This is a genomic window from Marinobacter sp. DSM 26671, assembly GCF_900112835.1.
In the GTDB taxonomy this organism is placed as follows: Bacteria; Pseudomonadota; Gammaproteobacteria; order Pseudomonadales; family Oleiphilaceae; genus Marinobacter; species Marinobacter flavimaris.
The window spans coordinates 21331-36909 of sequence record NZ_FONF01000003.1; the positions used below are offsets into that span (position 1 = coordinate 21331).

Annotated in this window: 14 protein-coding genes; 4 read left to right on the forward strand and 10 right to left on the reverse strand. The window is 59.8% G+C overall.

Annotated features, from left to right (window positions below; all coding sequences use genetic code 11):
* Window positions 1–84 precede the first annotated feature (84 nt).
* Window positions 85–1266, reverse strand: a complete 1182-nt coding sequence (chrA, locus tag BM035_RS04010) for a chromate efflux transporter (protein WP_053113086.1) — start codon at window positions 1264–1266, stop codon at window positions 85–87.
* Between the two features lie 165 nt (window positions 1267–1431).
* On the opposite strand from chrA, the gene BM035_RS04015 reads away from it, so the two are divergent.
* A complete protein-coding gene (locus BM035_RS04015; protein WP_008171065.1) occupies window positions 1432–2406 on the forward strand; it encodes a metallophosphoesterase in 975 nt (324 codons plus the stop codon).
* On the opposite strand, the gene BM035_RS04020 is transcribed toward BM035_RS04015, so the two are convergent.
* From BM035_RS04020 to BM035_RS04030, 3 genes are all read right to left on the reverse strand, one after another.
* Window positions 2403–2885, reverse strand: coding sequence for a CDP-archaeol synthase (locus BM035_RS04020; RefSeq protein ID WP_008171063.1), 483 nt, complete (start codon window positions 2883–2885; stop codon window positions 2403–2405). The genes BM035_RS04015 and BM035_RS04020 overlap by 4 nt on opposite strands.
* A 27-nt stretch (window positions 2886–2912) precedes the next feature.
* Window positions 2913–4289 (reverse strand): class II fumarate hydratase, encoded by a 1377-nt coding sequence (locus BM035_RS04025; RefSeq protein WP_014578343.1) that lies wholly within the window; start codon window positions 4287–4289, stop codon window positions 2913–2915.
* A gap of 67 nt (window positions 4290–4356) precedes the next feature.
* Window positions 4357–4641, reverse strand: coding sequence for a hypothetical protein (locus tag BM035_RS04030; protein WP_008171059.1), 285 nt, complete (start codon window positions 4639–4641; stop codon window positions 4357–4359).
* Between the two features lie 192 nt (window positions 4642–4833).
* On the opposite strand from BM035_RS04030, the gene BM035_RS04035 reads away from it, so the two are divergent.
* The 3 genes from BM035_RS04035 to BM035_RS04045 are packed head-to-tail and all read left to right on the forward strand — an operon-like array spanning window position 4834 to window position 8320.
* On the forward strand, window positions 4834–6312 hold the full coding sequence (locus BM035_RS04035) for a response regulator (protein ID WP_008171058.1): 1479 nt from the start codon (window positions 4834–4836) through the stop codon (window positions 6310–6312).
* The gene (locus tag BM035_RS04040) at window positions 6312–6953 is read left to right on the forward strand and encodes a helix-turn-helix transcriptional regulator (protein ID WP_039881850.1); all 642 of its coding nucleotides are present in this window, start codon (window positions 6312–6314) and stop codon (window positions 6951–6953) included. Before BM035_RS04035 ends, BM035_RS04040 begins: the two co-directional genes overlap by 1 nt.
* Complete coding sequence (locus BM035_RS04045) at window positions 6950–8320, forward strand: sensor histidine kinase (RefSeq protein ID WP_092030394.1); 1371 nt, start codon at window positions 6950–6952, stop codon at window positions 8318–8320. The genes BM035_RS04040 and BM035_RS04045 overlap by 4 nt, the downstream gene beginning before the upstream one ends.
* Here BM035_RS04045 and BM035_RS04050 read toward each other — a convergent pair.
* The 6 genes from BM035_RS04050 to ercA form a co-directional block, all read right to left on the reverse strand.
* Window positions 8292–9416, reverse strand: a complete 1125-nt coding sequence (locus BM035_RS04050; protein WP_092030395.1) for an OprO/OprP family phosphate-selective porin — start codon at window positions 9414–9416, stop codon at window positions 8292–8294. The two genes, BM035_RS04045 and BM035_RS04050, sit on opposite strands and share 29 nt — an antisense overlap.
* Window positions 9406–9990 carry a DUF4956 domain-containing protein gene (locus tag BM035_RS04055; RefSeq protein ID WP_008171050.1) on the reverse strand — a complete coding sequence of 195 codons (585 nt, stop codon included), beginning with the start codon at window positions 9988–9990 and terminating at the stop codon, window positions 9406–9408. The genes BM035_RS04050 and BM035_RS04055 overlap by 11 nt, the downstream gene beginning before the upstream one ends.
* Window positions 9974–10732 (reverse strand): polyphosphate polymerase domain-containing protein, encoded by a 759-nt coding sequence (locus BM035_RS04060; RefSeq protein WP_092030397.1) that lies wholly within the window; start codon window positions 10730–10732, stop codon window positions 9974–9976. Before BM035_RS04060 ends, BM035_RS04055 begins: the two co-directional genes overlap by 17 nt.
* Window positions 10729–12519, reverse strand: coding sequence for a CotH kinase family protein (locus tag BM035_RS04065; RefSeq protein WP_092030398.1), 1791 nt, complete (start codon window positions 12517–12519; stop codon window positions 10729–10731). Before BM035_RS04065 ends, BM035_RS04060 begins: the two co-directional genes overlap by 4 nt.
* Before the next feature lie 115 nt (window positions 12520–12634).
* Complete coding sequence (locus BM035_RS04070; RefSeq protein ID WP_092030400.1) at window positions 12635–14401, reverse strand: PAS domain-containing hybrid sensor histidine kinase/response regulator; 1767 nt, start codon at window positions 14399–14401, stop codon at window positions 12635–12637.
* A complete protein-coding gene (gene ercA, locus BM035_RS04075; RefSeq protein ID WP_053113095.1) occupies window positions 14385–15548 on the reverse strand; it encodes an alcohol dehydrogenase-like regulatory protein ErcA in 1164 nt (387 codons plus the stop codon). The genes BM035_RS04070 and ercA overlap by 17 nt, the downstream gene beginning before the upstream one ends.
* Window positions 15549–15579: the final 31 nt, after the last annotated feature.

The window sequence follows — 15579 nt, forward strand, 5'->3', positions numbered from 1 at the left end:
TTTAACCGCTCGATTGTGGCTGGAAACCTGCCGATTTGCCAACCCATGTGCCGGCTCAGGAAGAAGGGATTATATGTACGTTGATCAGGACAGCAGGATCACTCCAGCCAGCGCACTCAGCGGCGCCAGTACCCAGACCGGAACCCGCCAGACAGCGAGACAGACCCAAATGGCGAGCACGAGTGCCAGATCATGCGCACCATGGACGGCGGAGACCCAGACCGGATCGTAGAGAGCCGCCAGCAACAACCCCACCACGCCTGCATTCACGCCGGCCAGCGCTGACCGGGCGCGACGATGCTCCCGAAGCCAGCTCCATAGGGGAAGACCGGCGAATACAAGCAGGGTTCCCGGGAGGAACACAGCCAGTACCGCAATCACACCACCGAGAACACCGGCCTGTGAACCACCCAGAAATCCTGAAAAGGAAAACAGCGGTCCCGGCATAGCCTGGGCAACGCCATACCCCGCCAGGAAAGTGTCCGCCGGCATGGCACCGGAGGCCACGAAGCCCTCCTGCAGCCAGGGCAGCACTACATGTCCGCCGCCAAACACCAGGGCACCGGCCCGGTACATTTCAGCGCCTATCCAGCCAAGACTGCCGGTGGCCTGAGGCAGAAAGGAAACCAACAACAGAATCAAAAAGGCCCCCGCAAAAAGCGCAGGTTTCCGGGATTGCAGTGGCACATGCAGCGGCTCAGATGCCTCTCCGCTCCCCAACCCCAGAAAGGAACCCACAGCCCCGGCAATGACCAACGCCAGTATCTGCATCCAGGTTTCGCCCATCATCAGAAGGCTCACCGCTACCAGCAACGCCATGGCGATTCGGGGACGGTCCGGGCACAGGGTTGTTCCCATCTGCCAGACCGCCTTGGCCACCACCGCCACCACAAACAACTTGAGACCCTGTACCCAGCCGCCACTGCTGGCCTCTGGCCAGGCGTTCAACCCCAACGCAAGACCAATCATGATCACCGCCGATGGCAGGGTGAACCCCAGCCACGCTGCGAGTCCGCCGCGGTAATGGCCGCGCAGGAACCCGATGGTTAGACCGACCTGGCTGGAAGCCGGTCCCGGCAGCAACTGGCAGAGGGCCACAACTTCTGCGTAGGCACTGTCTGAGAGCCACCGCCGACGTTTGACAAATTCATCGTGAAAGAATCCGAGATGCGCTGCCGGACCACCAAACGACGTCAGCCCCAGCCGAAGGAACAGCAGGAAAATCTGGCTGAACGACAGCCTGTCATCACTCGATGGTTCCGTCATAAATCTCCTGAGTCTGTTGCTCCGCCGGTTTCACCGCCAGTGTGTCATCAAACATGAACATTGTGTCGTTTTGGTTGCATACCTTCGAGGGCCATCCATAATGACAGACAGGGTTTGCCACTTAGCACATCGGCCATGCCCGGCTCGGCATATAAGGGAAGAAAAATGACGGCAAGGGCTCGTACACCGGAGAACCAGGATGAACTCCTGGAATACCGCCTGAGCCTGAGGCTCGGCCCTGTTCACGCCCGCCAGAGGCTCGGCATTGAACGGGAAGCTGAAGCGAAGGTATTCGGGCAGGATCACAGCTCATTCCATCTGGAAAACTGGGCCACCGCGCCCGGCTTTATCCGTACCTGTTTGCGCATGGTTGGCCTTTGGGGCCGGGGCCAGAGCAACAGCCGGCGTCTGAACACCGTGCACAATCATTTCCAGCTTCCCGGCCTGCCGGAAGCCTTCGAGGGCTTTCGCATTCTGCATCTGACCGACCTGCACGTAGACATGGACGAAGCCAACCTGCAGGCAGTCCTGCGCCAGATCGAACCGTTAGACTACGATCTGTGCGTGTTGACCGGCGACTACCGGAAACTCACGTGGGGCCCGATTGAGGGCGCCCTGGACGGCATGGCGCGGCTGAGGGACGGTATAAAAAGCAAGCCCTATGCGGTTCTGGGTAACCACGACAGCGTTCGCATGGTACCGGCATTGGAAGACATGGGTTACCAACTGCTGATGAACGAAATGGCGCCCATTGAACGGGGAGGCCAGACCCTGTACCTCGCGGGTGTGGACGACGCCCACTTCTTCAAGGTCCACAACCTGCACCAGGCGGGGGACAATATCCCTGCGGGAGGCACCAGCATCCTCCTCAGCCATACGCCGGAGATCTGGCGCGAGGCTGCCCACGCCGGCTACGACGTCTTTCTCTGCGGACACACACACGGCGGCCAGATCTGCCTGCCCGGAGGTATACCGGTGACTCTCGACTCTGACTGCCCGCGCACACTCGGTCGAGGTTACTGGCGGATGAATGGCATGCAGGGCTACACCTCACCGGGTTCCGGAACGTCCGTGGTAAACGTTCGCCTGAACTGCCCGCCGGAAGTAACCCTTCACACCCTGACTCGCGGCCCGGTTTAGTGGGGCTGCCGGCGTATACCGAGACGGTAGAGCAGCGGTGAGCCATAGATGTTGGACAGGGTAAAAACCACCACGACAACCAACACTACCCACAGGCTCACCGGCAGCCACCACATCGCCAGCAGCATGGGCAGGAGGGCTTCCGGGATCTGATCCAGCCCGACAGCCCGGGCACTTGATGCCAAACCCATTCGACGCTTCATGAAGCTGCTCAGAAGATCTCCTCCCAGCCCCAGCAGGCCGAACAGAAGCCCGAACACGAATCCCAGCCCGGTAAACAGCGCAAAAAGCCCGCAAGCCAGTGCACCGGATACAACACCCCGCCAGGTTTTGCTTTCACCAAATACGGGGCGACCATCGGACAGCAGTCGACCGCCGTCCACCGGGGCCGACCAGCGGTTTTTCAGCAGCCCGGCCGCAACCACCGGCGTGCCGTTGGCCAGCACCAGCATCACAAACAGCTCCAGGATGATCAGCAAGCGTTTGCGCCCCTCTGAAACGACCGATCAGGCGATACCGCCCCGGGTCAGCTTGAGCGGATCCATCAACTCCTCGAGCCGCTCCCGGCTCAGGCCGCTGCGTTCCTCCGCCACATCGATGACTGGCCGGCCCGTTTTATACGCTTCCTTGGCGATGTCTGCCGCCAGGCTGTAGCCGATCTCGGGATTAAGCGCTGTCACCAGTACGGGATTCTTGCCCACACCTGCGTTCAGGTTGTCGGCATTGACCGTGAAATCCTTGATCGCCTTGTCCGCCAGCATGATGGCCGCATTGGCGAGCAAATCGGTCATGTCCAGCAGGTTGCCGCCCACCAGAGGGAGCATGACGTTGAGCTGGAAATTACCGGACTGACCGGCAATGGCCACGGCGCTGTCCAGCCCCATCACCTGGGCGCCAACCATGGCCACGGACTCCGGGATGACCGGATTGACCTTGCCCGGCATGATACTGCTGCCCGGTTGCAATGCCGGAAGACTGATTTCAGCCAGGCCGTGAATAGGGCCGCTGTTCATCCAGCGTAGATCGTTGGCGATCTTGGTCAGCACGATGGCTGCACCGCGCAATTGTGCGGAGAGGGCCACCGGGGCATCCACCGCGCTCTGGCCGGTGAATTTGTGATCGAGCGACGTAAAGGGATAGCCGGTGTTGGCCCGCAGGAACTTGACGAACTGGCCCGGAAATTCCGGGAGCGCATTGATTCCGGTACCCACCGCGGTGCCGCCCTGGGGAACGGCCAACAGCTCATCAGCTGCGGCTTCTACCCGCTTTTCCACGGCCAGAAGCTGTTCGCGCCAGGTTTTCAACTCCTGGCCGAGGGTCACCGGCATGGCATCCATCAGGTGGGTGCGGCCGGTTTTTACCTGGCTGGAAAATGCCGCTTCCTGCTCGTAGATCACACCGCAAAGATGCGACAGCGCCGGCAGTAGCTTCTCCTTGGCTGCAATCACGGCACTCACGTGGATCGCCGTTGGAATCACGTCGTTGGAGCTCTGGCTCATGTTCACGTGATCGTTCGGGTGCACCTCGAAGCCTGCGTTGCGGGCGATACTGGCGATCACCTCGTTGACATTCATATTGGTGCTGGTGCCGGAGCCGGTCTGGTAGCGGTCTACCGGAAACTGATCTGCGTATTCGCCCTTGACCAGATCTTCGCAAGCCTGGGAGATCGCATCCCGCAGATCGTTGTCGAGCAGGCCCAGGCTGGTATTGGCCTCGGCGGCTGCGCGCTTGATCTGGGCAACGGCGGCAATAAACGGCTGAGGCATTGGCTGGCCACTGACCGGGAAGTTTTCCACCGCCCGCTGGGTTTGAGCGCCCCAGAGCGCATCAGCAGGTACCTGGACGTCCCCGAGGCTGTCGGTTTCCGTTCTGAATTCGCTCATATTCCCTCCTGTCCGTGCATTTGCACTGTGGGCTTCTTGGCGTGTACGCCAGGGGCCCGGCCATGGCTCAGCCGCCGCCCTGGGATCTGAGCCGGACATGGTCGCAGATGCCCGTAACCTGTTCAAAATTGAGGATCAGGGTATGAACGGTGTTGGTGTAGGTGTCGTGCAGGTGAAACTTGTAACGGTGCTGCTTTTCACCCTGCAGAAACGCATCGTACTCGCGGACCAGCTCACGCACATCCCCACCGGAATCCTTGCTCCAGGTCGCATTGAACGGACCCAGCACGGCACCGCCAGCCAGGCAGATGGTGACTTCGTGATTCGTCAGACCATTCTCAGGAACTGTCATGGTTATCTCCCTTTCGATGAGCCTCTGGTAAGTGTAGTCGCTCCTGACGCCAGGACAGTCCATAGTGCCAAGGCTGTCACAGAACCAGGTTTTCATTGCCGGCAAAGGCACTGCTGTAGGAAGTTCCTACACCGCTAAGCCACTGTTGTTGCTAATCTCTTCCCTACCCCATTAACAGGATACAGAGTAATCATGGCGACCAGCGGAGCGGCGGAGATCCTTCTCCGGTATGACGACGACCAGGACCGACAGCACTTCGAAACCTTGTTTGCCAGCGATTTCGTTATTCACGCGTTCGCCACTGACCAGGGGGCACTCGACTACCTGCCCTCGGCTGCCACCATACCCACCGCCATCGTTCTGCTTCCGAACCGCGCTGATGACTATCTTGAGTCGTCGCTACTGGCACGGGCCAGGGACCACCACCCCCGGATTCTGAAGATCCTCATAGGAGATGCCATTGCGCTGAACCTCCTCGTGAAACTGCTCGACCATCAGCTGGTCGATCGCTGCTTCGAACAGCCGGTCAATCCCGATGTTATCCGGTCGCACGTGCTCACAGCCGCGCTTACCCGCGAAGGACAAACCTTCTCTCCGGATACCAGCGAGGCCCACGAGGGCCCCAAACCGGCGATTCTGATCGTGGATGACGAACCGACTGCCACCCGTTATCTGTCGAGGCAGTTGGAGCGCATGCAGGACGAATTCCGCGTGCTGAGCGCCATCAGTGCAGAAGAGGCTCAGCTCGTGTTGCAGAAAGACAGCGATGTCGCGGTGGTGATGACAGACCAGAGAATGCCCGGGATGCATGGCAAAGAGCTGCTGGACGAACTACGCCAGTCGCACCCGACAATTGTCCGAATTCTCACGTCAGCCTGGGGCGAGGTTGATGTGGCCATGGATGCAGTTAACGAGGGCCGGATCTTCCGCTATCAGAAGAAGCCATGGAACGCAGCCGAATTGCTGTCGCTCTTCCGCAAGGCTCTTGTCCAACATCGCACCCTGGTCTCTGCAAGAGACCGTTCACGCTCAATTGCAGAACAACAGTTCGCGGAGCTTCGCCAGCAACGACGAGCCAGACTGCTTGAACATCTAAACGAGCGAGTGGACGGTTTTACCGGCGAACCGATCACCGCCGACTTTCTGGATGCCCTGGCAACCGTTCGCACACTTCCTGCCCAGCCACCCCATCTGCGCGCAAGCCGGGAAACCGCGCTTGAGCATGATCTTGTAAGAGACTTTGCCGGAATGGCGGGCAGGCAGCTCAGCACCCTTCAGCCAGGCCACGTGCACGGCATCCAGAACCGGCAAGCCTTTGACCAGGCTCTCGCGAACGCCTTGGAGAACCCGGCAGGCACGAGCGAAACACAAACACCGTTGATGGCCCTTTGCCAGGCACTGGCAACCCTGATGAAGGCCTCCGGGCTGGAGCGCTCTGCTCTGGAATTGACCCGGACCGAAAGCGGCCTCATGGTCGCCAGCGCCAGCCCACTTCACATGTACAGCCATCTGCTGGCGCCAATCACCCGCCTCTCCCGCCCCCTGCTGGAGCAGCAGAGCGCTCTTCTGATGCTCTTCGTAAGCACCCGACTGCTTGCTGGCGATATCGACGTGACCGGAGGCGACCAGTGTCTTCGATTGAGTCTCCATCTGCCGGCCAGGGCAGACTGATGGCGTCAGGTCAGCGCAGGCTCAGGTTGTACGTCACCATGGGGCAGCGACTGCTCCGTGACAGCCTGCTATTCCAGATCCTCTTGCACGATGAGGTCGAGCTGGTTGGCGAATCGGAGACCGGAGTGGCAACGCTCAATCGGCTAAAGAGGGCCACCCCTTCGGTACTGCTGATTGAGGAAAACCTGCAGGACAACGACGGGCTCACCATCGCCGAGCATGCATTGGCGGTGAATCCGTCATTGTCCGTGCTGCTGATATCGGACACGCCGGTCAGCAGCGGGCGGATGGCGATCTATCTGGAAGCAGGCATCAAGGCCGTGGTGTCCAAGGACCAGCCAGTGCAGGAGTTGATCAAGACGCTCTTCTACATTCGAAACGGGCAGGTTTATGTCGGTAACTGGCAGCAGGAACCAGCACCGGCCGCCATGCTCGCCTATCAGGCCTTGTCCGGACGGGAGCGGGAAGTGGCACAGCTGATGGCCAGCCGGCTGCCGGTACGCGATATTGCAGGCAGGCTTGGCGTTTCCTGCAAGACGGTGCATTCCTACAAGGACCGGATTTTCGTGAAATTGGGCTTCGAGCGCCTGCCCGAGCTCATTCTCTTTATGCAACGACACCAACACGGAGCCGCCGAGTGAAACTGCTTTCCGGGATGGATCAGATCCGCCAGCTGCCCGCCTACCGACAGCGACGCTTCGAACGCTTCTACCACACCCAGTATCGGTACCGGGTGCTGCCCCTGTTCGCCGACGTTTACCTGGTGATTGCCTTTATCGGTACCCTGCTGTTTCTCGGGGGCCTGGCCCTGAACCCGGATGCACCGGACGTATTCGGTATCTACCTCATCTACACCGCGATTCTGACCGGTCTGATCGCCGCTCACCGGTTCACGCGCCTGCGCCGGTCAGCGCCGATGATTGTCTACCTGGTGTTTTTCAACATGGCGGCGTTCAGCTACCTGGGATACATGACAACGGGCGCGTCGCTCGCTCCCATCGTGGGCTTGTTCTTTTTCATCAGCTCCGTGGGCATCATTACCCTGTCCCTGTTCCACACCAGCGTGATTATCCTGATCAACCTGACACTGCTGGTACTCGCCACGTTCGTGGCGGTCGACAGCACTCAGGTAAGCGACACCCTGATCGGCATTCTGACCAACTGGCTGATTCTGATGTGCCTGGTGGTCGCACCGCTATCGGCCTGGTTCCTGTCGCAGTTCCTGCGCAACCTGCTGGCGCTCCAATTCCTGCTCCGAGACCGGAATCGACAACTTTCCCGCACTTTGGAAACCCTGAAATCAACGGAAGAAAGACTGGCCCAGGAACAGAAACATCAGGCCCTGAGCCATATGGCCAAGGGGCTGCTGCACGAGATCATGAACCCGTTGAACTGCGCCAGCCAGGCCGTGGATTTTGCCAACTCGGTAAACCGGGATGTCGAGGTCGCAGACGCCCTGACCGACGCCAGCACCCACCAGAAACGCATTGCCGATATTGTGTCTGACCTGATCGAGTTTTCCCGCCCCGTCCCTGAACACAGCCTGGAAACGGCAGACCTCGGCAAACTGGTGACCACCGCCACCCGCTTCTGCCAGCATCAGCTACGAGGTGTCGAGCTTCAGACTGACATTCCGGAGGGAACGACCGTTCCCTGCTATCCATCTGCCCTGACCCAGGTGTTCGTTAACCTGCTGCTCAATGGCGTCTCTGCCGTGAGCAAAAACCGGCAGCCCGGAAAAATCGAGATAACCGCCGAAAGCGCTGACAGTGCCCATCGAATCGTAATTCGGGACAACGGCCAGGGTATCGCGCCAGACGATATCAAGCGGCTCACTGATCCGTTCTATTCCACCAGTGATACACCGGACAACCTGGGGTTGGGCCTCAGTATCTGTCAGACCATCATGCGCCATCACAAAGGCAACATGTCGATTACCAGCGAACCCGGCCAGTGGACGCAGGTGACCCTCACGCTGCCTAGAACCGCAGCACAGCACGCAGGGTAACAGCGTCTCCGTCCGGCACGGCCATCAGGGTATTGCCGCGAATATCCGGCATCAGGTAATTCAGGCGCAGCTGGAACAACTCGCCCAGATACCAGGCAAGACCCAGCAGCGTCACGCTCGCCTCGGCGCCCAAGTTCCGCTCTCTCAGGTCCACAGCACTGTGCCGTGCGACCAGCTCGAGGGCGCCCGCCCGGTGCCGGGGCTCTATCCGGTCAAACTCACCCCGTCTGTAATAGCGCCGATCATCGGTCAGGAACACACCGGCCTGAAGGTAAGCGCCACCGAACTGCCAGCGTGACCCGTCGGTTCGACGCACGCTCTGAGCCATGGCCTCCGCCACGAGGGTCAGACGATGATAAAGCCAGGCGGCCTCTAGACCTGCCAGCCAGGCATCACCGGCCTCGAATCGTGGGCTGCGGATGACATTGTCGGCACTGAACACCTCCCCCTCATCCTTGATCTGAAAGCGGCTGTCGCCGAGATCACGATAAGAGGCCGCGGCGCCCAGATGCAGGGTCTGGCTTTCTGAACGAATGGGGGCACGGGTCAGTCTCGCGGTTATGGCGTGAGTCGAGCCACCATCGGGCTCATCGGTGAACAGGCCCAGGGACCAGGTGCCGCGTTTGCGGTACTGCCCCGCCATAACACCGATGGAACGCCCCGGTGCGAACGCCGAGGTCACCAGAGAACGCTCGCTGGTGTTCAGGCTGGTGTAGCTGGCGAGGCGTTCCAGGCCGAAAGGCTCCTTGAAGCGCCCAATTTGAGCCTCGAAACGGCTTTCCCCGTCATACAGGAGATAGGCATCGCCCAGATCCAGCTCTTTCTTGTCACCTTCAATCTTATAACTGCCATCCAGCTCTGCTTCCCAGCGCTTGCCCAAGGCCAGCTCCAGTTCAAGTTTCGCGTTTCTCAGGACGCCCCGGGTTGTGCTGTGCCCACCGTCTTCATCATAAAATGACCCGTAATGGTCAACACCGGCGGCGACGTAACCACCCAATTCTGCCTCGACAGGGGAAGCCACAGCGAGCAGAGGCTGTAACATGAACGCCAGTGTCAGACCGATCACCAGCCACGCCCATTTCAGCTCAGCGAGCATGATCGGCCTCCTGACGAAAGTGCATACGTAGCATGGCGGTGTCCCTCAGATAGCTGACAGACACCACATCCACCCGGAACACATCCAGACCGGTGCGCTCTCGCAGGTCCGCAATGAGCAACTCCCGGCGGTCCCGGTGAACGTTCTCTATCTTTTCGTACTCCACCTCTCTCTCACTGTGTCGCGGCAAAAGCACACGGGTTTCGAGCACCAGCGCCAGAACAATGACCAGCAGGTTCAGAAACACCAGCTCCAGGTGGTGCATGTTGCCAACTGCTGCCAGCAGGGCCATGGCGATCACCAGAAACAGGTAGGTCATTTCCTTTATGCCCAGGGCTTCGGTTCGGTACCGGAGCATCGAGAAAACGGCGAACAGACCGAAGGCAAAGCCCATGGTGACGGTGACCGAATGCAGCAATGCGGTCACCAGGAAAACGCCGACACCAAAAAGAATGAACGAGGCGGCATTCTCCCGGTGACGGGAAAACGCGTAGTAGCAGCGAATCAGCACAAACACGGAGGCGGTATTGATCAAAAGCCGGATCGCAAAATGGACATCAACAGCAGATTCCATGAAGTCTCCTTAACAGCGGTTTGAAGCGATTGGTTTTGCATTCGTGGCCGAACAACAGGCTTGTGCCGATGCAGTATTTGCTGAACTGCACGGGGCGGCAGCCGAGCTGACCAAGACGTTCCAGGAAAGGGGAATATGGGACCTTGCGATCGTACTTGACCTCGAAAACGGCAACATCAGGCAGGCACAGACCGCTGCGACGGTCGGCCGAGTGAAAACCCAGCCCTGTATCCACCGTAATACGCTCGGTCCCCCGTGCGCTCATGAAGGTCATCCGGCGGTAGCCGACAAAAAGAGCCGGCAGCATCCCTGCCACCGGTCGGCCCAATTGCTCTTCAAGGAAAGGGACCACCCGGCTGCTCGCAACGGTTTGCGATGTCAGCGGCAAACGGTTCTTGATGGTTCTCTCCCTGTTGTTCTTTTTCTTGACCTCCAGGAAGCTGTCCCCGGTTTCACGGTAGTGCCGGATACGGAGCTTGAACCGGTTCAACTTGCCGTTGTGGTGATCCAGGTAAAGCTGGCGTTCCGGTGTATCGAAATACAGGGTGTCGTAGGTGAACCGCCGGCGCCCGTCGATCTCCAGGATGGAGTAATGGTGCTCCAATCCACGCAGACAGGCATCCAGCAGGTATGCAGGCACCAGAAACTTGGTGTCGACCCGATTCATCAAACGGGCCTGCATCTGTTCGGCCAGACAATGCCCGCGGAATCCTTCCAGCGGGCTGGCGACAGCCATGTTCATCGAATCGCCGAATCGTATTCCAGGGTGGCGTTCAGGCTCAGTTCCACGTCGCCCTCACTGGCCCCGGATCCCACCCCGATGACAGTAATACTGCCCTCTGCGCCAAGGGCCAGGGTGCGCACATCCCCGGGCTGGCTTTCATCCACCTCAAACAACAGAGCGTTGGTGGCAAAGCCATGGAACTCGTGTGTGCCCGGCACGTAATCGGATGCCTCGATAAACAGTTGCAGCACATAGGGCGTGAAGTTGTCGTTGATATCCGCGCCAATCAGCAGGAGGCTGATCACCGCCGGCTTTGATTCGCGATCAACCGAGTAAACCAGGCTGTCCACCTCGAAGGCGGCAAAAGTCAGGCTCGCGTTCACCGCCCGACCTCCGGGCAGCGTGAAGCGGAAGGCACCTGTGTCGGCACCGTCCTCGGACTTGATGGTGCCGGTCAGGCTGGTTGTCGCCGGCACGCTGCAATCCGGTTGCGTGTCCGCAAGCCGGTACACTTCCCCGGAGGGCGTCTCCTCGGCGATGGCCTGTTCAATAACAGCTCGACGCGCAGGCCGGAAATCGTCATCACCGGCCACGCCGCGGCCACCAATGAAGGCATTCAGGCTGGCAGTCGCCTCCGCGCTGGTGCCGGTGAGTTCACGTATCCGCTCCACTTCCGCCAGCAAATCGGCCTCATCCCACTGGGTGGCCAGCAGGTCTTCAAGCTCGGCCTCATAGCGCGCCCGGTACTCGGGAATGCTGAAAAGCCGGTCCGCCAGCGAGAAGTTGCGGTATAGCACCCCCGTGAGCGGCTTCAGGGGATGCGCCCCACGAAAGGCCGTATCAGCGCCCCAGGGAATAAAATGGAACAGGCCGTCTCCGGGATCCCGATAGATGTGGAAATTGTTGGCGTTGCCAGTGGCGGAATCCCAGGCGCCCAACAGGGTTTCCAGCGCCCAGAACCGGATAAATTCATCCACATCCACCAGCTGCGGCAATACATTCACCATCTGCTCATCGGGCAAGTCCAGAGCATCGGTAACGGCCTGCAGGTCAGTCCGGTCGTTTTCTTTTTCGTTGGTCTTTTTCTCGAAACGTTCGCTCAGCCAGGTACCGAAGTCCGCCGTTTGGGCTTCGTACTGGTTACCGTCGTCGTCCCCGAATACCCGTGCCAGAAAGGGCTTCTTGATAGGCTCGACATTGGTAAACACACCCAGATCCTCGCCATTAACAGACACTCTGGCGTAATTGCATTTCGGCGCCGCGAGCCCGGCCTGCCGGAACTGGTCATAGGCCATGCACTGGCGGGCATTGGAGGGGTCCTGGCGGTTATTGTTCAGGGTCATCCGGGTCATGTTCTGATAGGTGCGACCAGGCCAGAGATCGTTAAAGTCCAGCTTGAGAGAGGGGATACTGGGGCTCAGGGAGCCCATGTAGCCCTTCTTGCGCACGATCACCCGGTCCATGCGGTCACCGTCGATGGTGACGCTGGCCGTGAATTCCGTGTATTCGAACTCGGGCACACATTCCCGGTCGGTGCTGGCCAGGGTTCGGGCTTCCGATTTCAGTTTGCTGAAATCGGCGGAGCTCATGGTGAGCGACACATCAATCAGCCGCTCGGGATCATAAAGCTCGACATCGCCCCCTATGTTCACGGGCTCCGCCGGGGGTTCGAAATCCGAGGGGCTGGACACCTCCGTCTCGCCGCCCCCACCGCCGCAACCGGCCAATAGCACAGCGCCGATCATTGCCAGCCACCAATGCCCAAATCCACTGCCGGCTTTCCGGCCAATCGTTGTTGTTTTCATCTGTTACTCCCTCAGATGTTTGAAACCTGCCGGTATCGGAGACCGGTTGAGGGAGTATTTCGCGAAGCGCTTCAGAGTGTATGTAAGAAGGTCTTACAGGACTGGCGAGAAGGGGTCAGGCCGAGGCAGAGGTCAGCAGGCTGGTCATCAGGGCCCTGAGCCGGTTCGGTTTCACCGGCTTGTTCAGTATTGGCAGGTACTGGGCGCGCAGTATCTTGCGGGTGTCATCGCTGCGATCTGCGGTAATGATGGCGGCGGGAATATCACGACCAAGGTGGCGGCGAACCCCGTGAACTGCATCGTAACCGGTTCGCTCATTGTTCAGGTGATAGTCCGCAAGGATAAGGGCCGGTATCTGGCCGGTTTGCTCGAGAGCCTCCACGGCCTCTGCCTTGCTGGCGGCTGTGAGCACATCACAGCCCCAACGCTCCAGCAGCAACTGCATGCTCTCCAGAACCGCCGGCTCGTTGTCGATCACCAGCACCGGCACACCGTCAAAGCCATCGGCGAAATTCTGGAGCGAATCTGTACGGGCCATATCCGGTCTGGCCTGAGCGGGTTCAAGCGGCAGGGTCAGCACGAAGCGGGAGCCACGACCGGGCCGTGATGACACATCAATGTCGTACCCCAGCACCCGAACCATCCGTTCCACGATGGCCAGCCCCAGGCCCACACCCTGCCGGCCGCCGGTGCCCTGGGGCAACAGCTGGTGAAACTCGGTGAAAATGTCCCGGAGCTTGTCTTCCTCGATGCCAACACCGGTATCCCAGACTTCAATCCGCAGACGGTCGCCGCGGGATCTCAACGCCATGACAACACCGCCCTTGCGGGTGTACCGGAAGGCGTTGCTGAGCAGATTTCGGAGGATACGGGTCAGCATGCGCTGATCTGTTCGCACCATCGCCGGAATGGTGCGTACCCGGAACCCGAGGCCGGCATTGCTGGCAACGGCCTCGAACTCCTCCCCGAGGGATCTGGCCAGGGCGGCCACATCGGTATAAACCAGATCAGGCTTCATTGCCTGCCGGTCGAGCTTGGAGATATCCAGCAGGTCCGCCAGCAGGTCTTCGGCGCCCTCCAGAGCCCGATGTACCTGGTGCACCATGCGGGTTTCCTGTTCCGGCAGCGTGCTGTCCTGGAGCGCGGATATCATCAGCCGGGCTGCATTCAGCGGCTGAAGCAGGTCATGGCTGGCCGCCGCGAGATATTTATCCTTGCTGCGGTTGGCCTCTTTGGCGGCCTCCATGGCAACAAAGAGCTCGCGCTCAACCTTCTCGCGCTCCTCAATCTGGTAGCGCAGGCCCACATTGGCATTCTGCAGTGCTTCGGTCCGCTCTTCCACGCGCCGCTCGAGGGTGGCGTTCAACTGCTCCAGTTTCTGCCGGGCCAACACTCGCTCGGTAATGTCGGCAACGAAGGCTTCCACCACTTCCGGTCCGAGGTCCGGGCGTCGCAGCAGGGTGACAGCAACGTGGACCGGCGTGCGATCAGCACGCTGGAAACGGGTTTCCCGGGCACTCAGGCTGCCCTCGTTGAGAAGCTCCTGCCGTATGGCATCGAATTCACTGGAACTGCAGAACAACTGTTCACGGAGCCGGATGACCTTTTCCGTGAGCGCCTCGGGGCTGTCATAACCGCAGATTCTCGCCATCGCCGGGTTGCAGGCCAGAAAGCCGCCCCGCAGGTTGGCCTGGAAGATACCGTGCAGGGCGTTCTCGAACAGCCATTTGTAGCGGTTGCGTTCCTGCTCCAGCTCGTCAATGCGTTCCTGCAGAGCCGGGTAATAGTTCTTGCGGACGGACTGGCTGCCCAGCCCGAGAAGATCGCCAATTCCGTAGCTACTGTCCTGTTCGCCATCCTTGATGTCAGAGGGCTTCTTCATAGACAACCTGGACATCCCGCAGCGACGACTTCCGGGGGTTGGTGAGAATGCACGGGTCCTGCAACGCAAAGCCGGACAGGTGGGGAATGTCGGACACCGAAACACCCAGCTGGGCAAGACGGGCCTCCAGACCGACCCGCCGCTTGAGCTCCACAATACGGTTCATCAGCCGCTTCTTGATTTCCGCTTTGTTCATACCCCGGGTATCGATATCCATGGCTTCGGCAACGCGGCGGAAACGATCTTCGGCAGACTGGAAGTTGTAAGCCACCACGTGCTCCAGCAGCAGCGCATTACACAGACCATGGGGCAAATCCAGGAAACCACCCAGGCTATGGGACATGGCGTGTACTGCCCCGAGAATGGCATTGGAGAAGGCCAGCCCCGCCTGCATGGAGGCCAGCATGATCTGCTCCCGGAGATAGGGATCTGCCGTGTTGTCCACCAGCGGCTCGAGATTCCGGTTGATTAACCGGATTGCCTCCAGGGCATGGGTATCGGTCAGCGGGCCGCTGCCAGTCGACACGTAAGCCTCAATGGCATGCACCAGGGCATCCACCCCGGTGCAGGCGGTGAGGTAGGCATCCATGGTCTCGGTAACTTCCGGATCGATCAGGGAAACATCCGGCACTACGGCCTTGCTGATGATCGAGAATTTGAACCGGCGGTTGGGGTCGGAAATGATCGCAAACTGGGACACATCCGCCGAGGTACCTGCCGTGGTGGGAATCAGTATCAGAGGCGGTGACGGGTTGGTGATGGTATCGACGCCCTCGAACTCCAGGATGCTGCGACCGTGAGTGGCCACGATACCGATGCCCTTGGCGCAGTCCATGGGGCTGCCGCCACCGATGGCGACAATGACATCACATTCACTGGATTTGTAGAGCTCGGCCCCGGTCATCACCTCATCCACCTTGGGGTTTGGTGAAACACCGGTATAAACGGTGGAGCGGATACCTGCATCGGTCAGCAGCGTCACGATCTCATCGACCCAACCGGCGGCAGCCACACCCGGATCGGACACCAGAAAGACATGCCGGGCACCGAAATTACTGGCGAAGTTGGCCACGGACTTCCGGGAGCCGGCACCAAATACGATTTCCGGTGAGACAAACTTTCGCAAGCTGGATATATCGTGACTCATCAGACTGCACTCGACCGTTTGTTGTTATAGG

Bases quoted from the DNA above. Each gene is read 5' to 3' on its own strand.
- chrA (WP_053113086.1), bottom strand. From the start codon at position 1,266: ATGACGGAACCATCGAGTGATGACAGGCTGTCGTTCAGCCAGATTTTC.
- BM035_RS04015 (WP_008171065.1), top strand. From the start codon at position 1,432: ATGACGGCAAGGGCTCGTACACCGGAGAACCAGGATGAACTCCTGGAA.
- BM035_RS04025 (WP_014578343.1), bottom strand. From the start codon at position 4,289: ATGAGCGAATTCAGAACGGAAACCGACAGCCTCGGGGACGTCCAGGTA.
- BM035_RS04030 (WP_008171059.1), bottom strand. From the start codon at position 4,641: ATGACAGTTCCTGAGAATGGTCTGACGAATCACGAAGTCACCATCTGC.
- BM035_RS04035 (WP_008171058.1), top strand. From the start codon at position 4,834: ATGGCGACCAGCGGAGCGGCGGAGATCCTTCTCCGGTATGACGACGAC.
- BM035_RS04040 (WP_039881850.1), top strand. From the start codon at position 6,312: ATGGCGTCAGGTCAGCGCAGGCTCAGGTTGTACGTCACCATGGGGCAG.
- BM035_RS04050 (WP_092030395.1), bottom strand. From the start codon at position 9,416: ATGCTCGCTGAGCTGAAATGGGCGTGGCTGGTGATCGGTCTGACACTG.
- BM035_RS04055 (WP_008171050.1), bottom strand. From the start codon at position 9,990: ATGGAATCTGCTGTTGATGTCCATTTTGCGATCCGGCTTTTGATCAAT.
- BM035_RS04060 (WP_092030397.1), bottom strand. From the start codon at position 10,732: ATGAACATGGCTGTCGCCAGCCCGCTGGAAGGATTCCGCGGGCATTGT.
- BM035_RS04065 (WP_092030398.1), bottom strand. From the start codon at position 12,519: ATGAAAACAACAACGATTGGCCGGAAAGCCGGCAGTGGATTTGGGCAT.
- BM035_RS04070 (WP_092030400.1), bottom strand. From the start codon at position 14,401: ATGAAGAAGCCCTCTGACATCAAGGATGGCGAACAGGACAGTAGCTAC.
- ercA (WP_053113095.1), bottom strand. From the start codon at position 15,548: ATGAGTCACGATATATCCAGCTTGCGAAAGTTTGTCTCACCGGAAATC.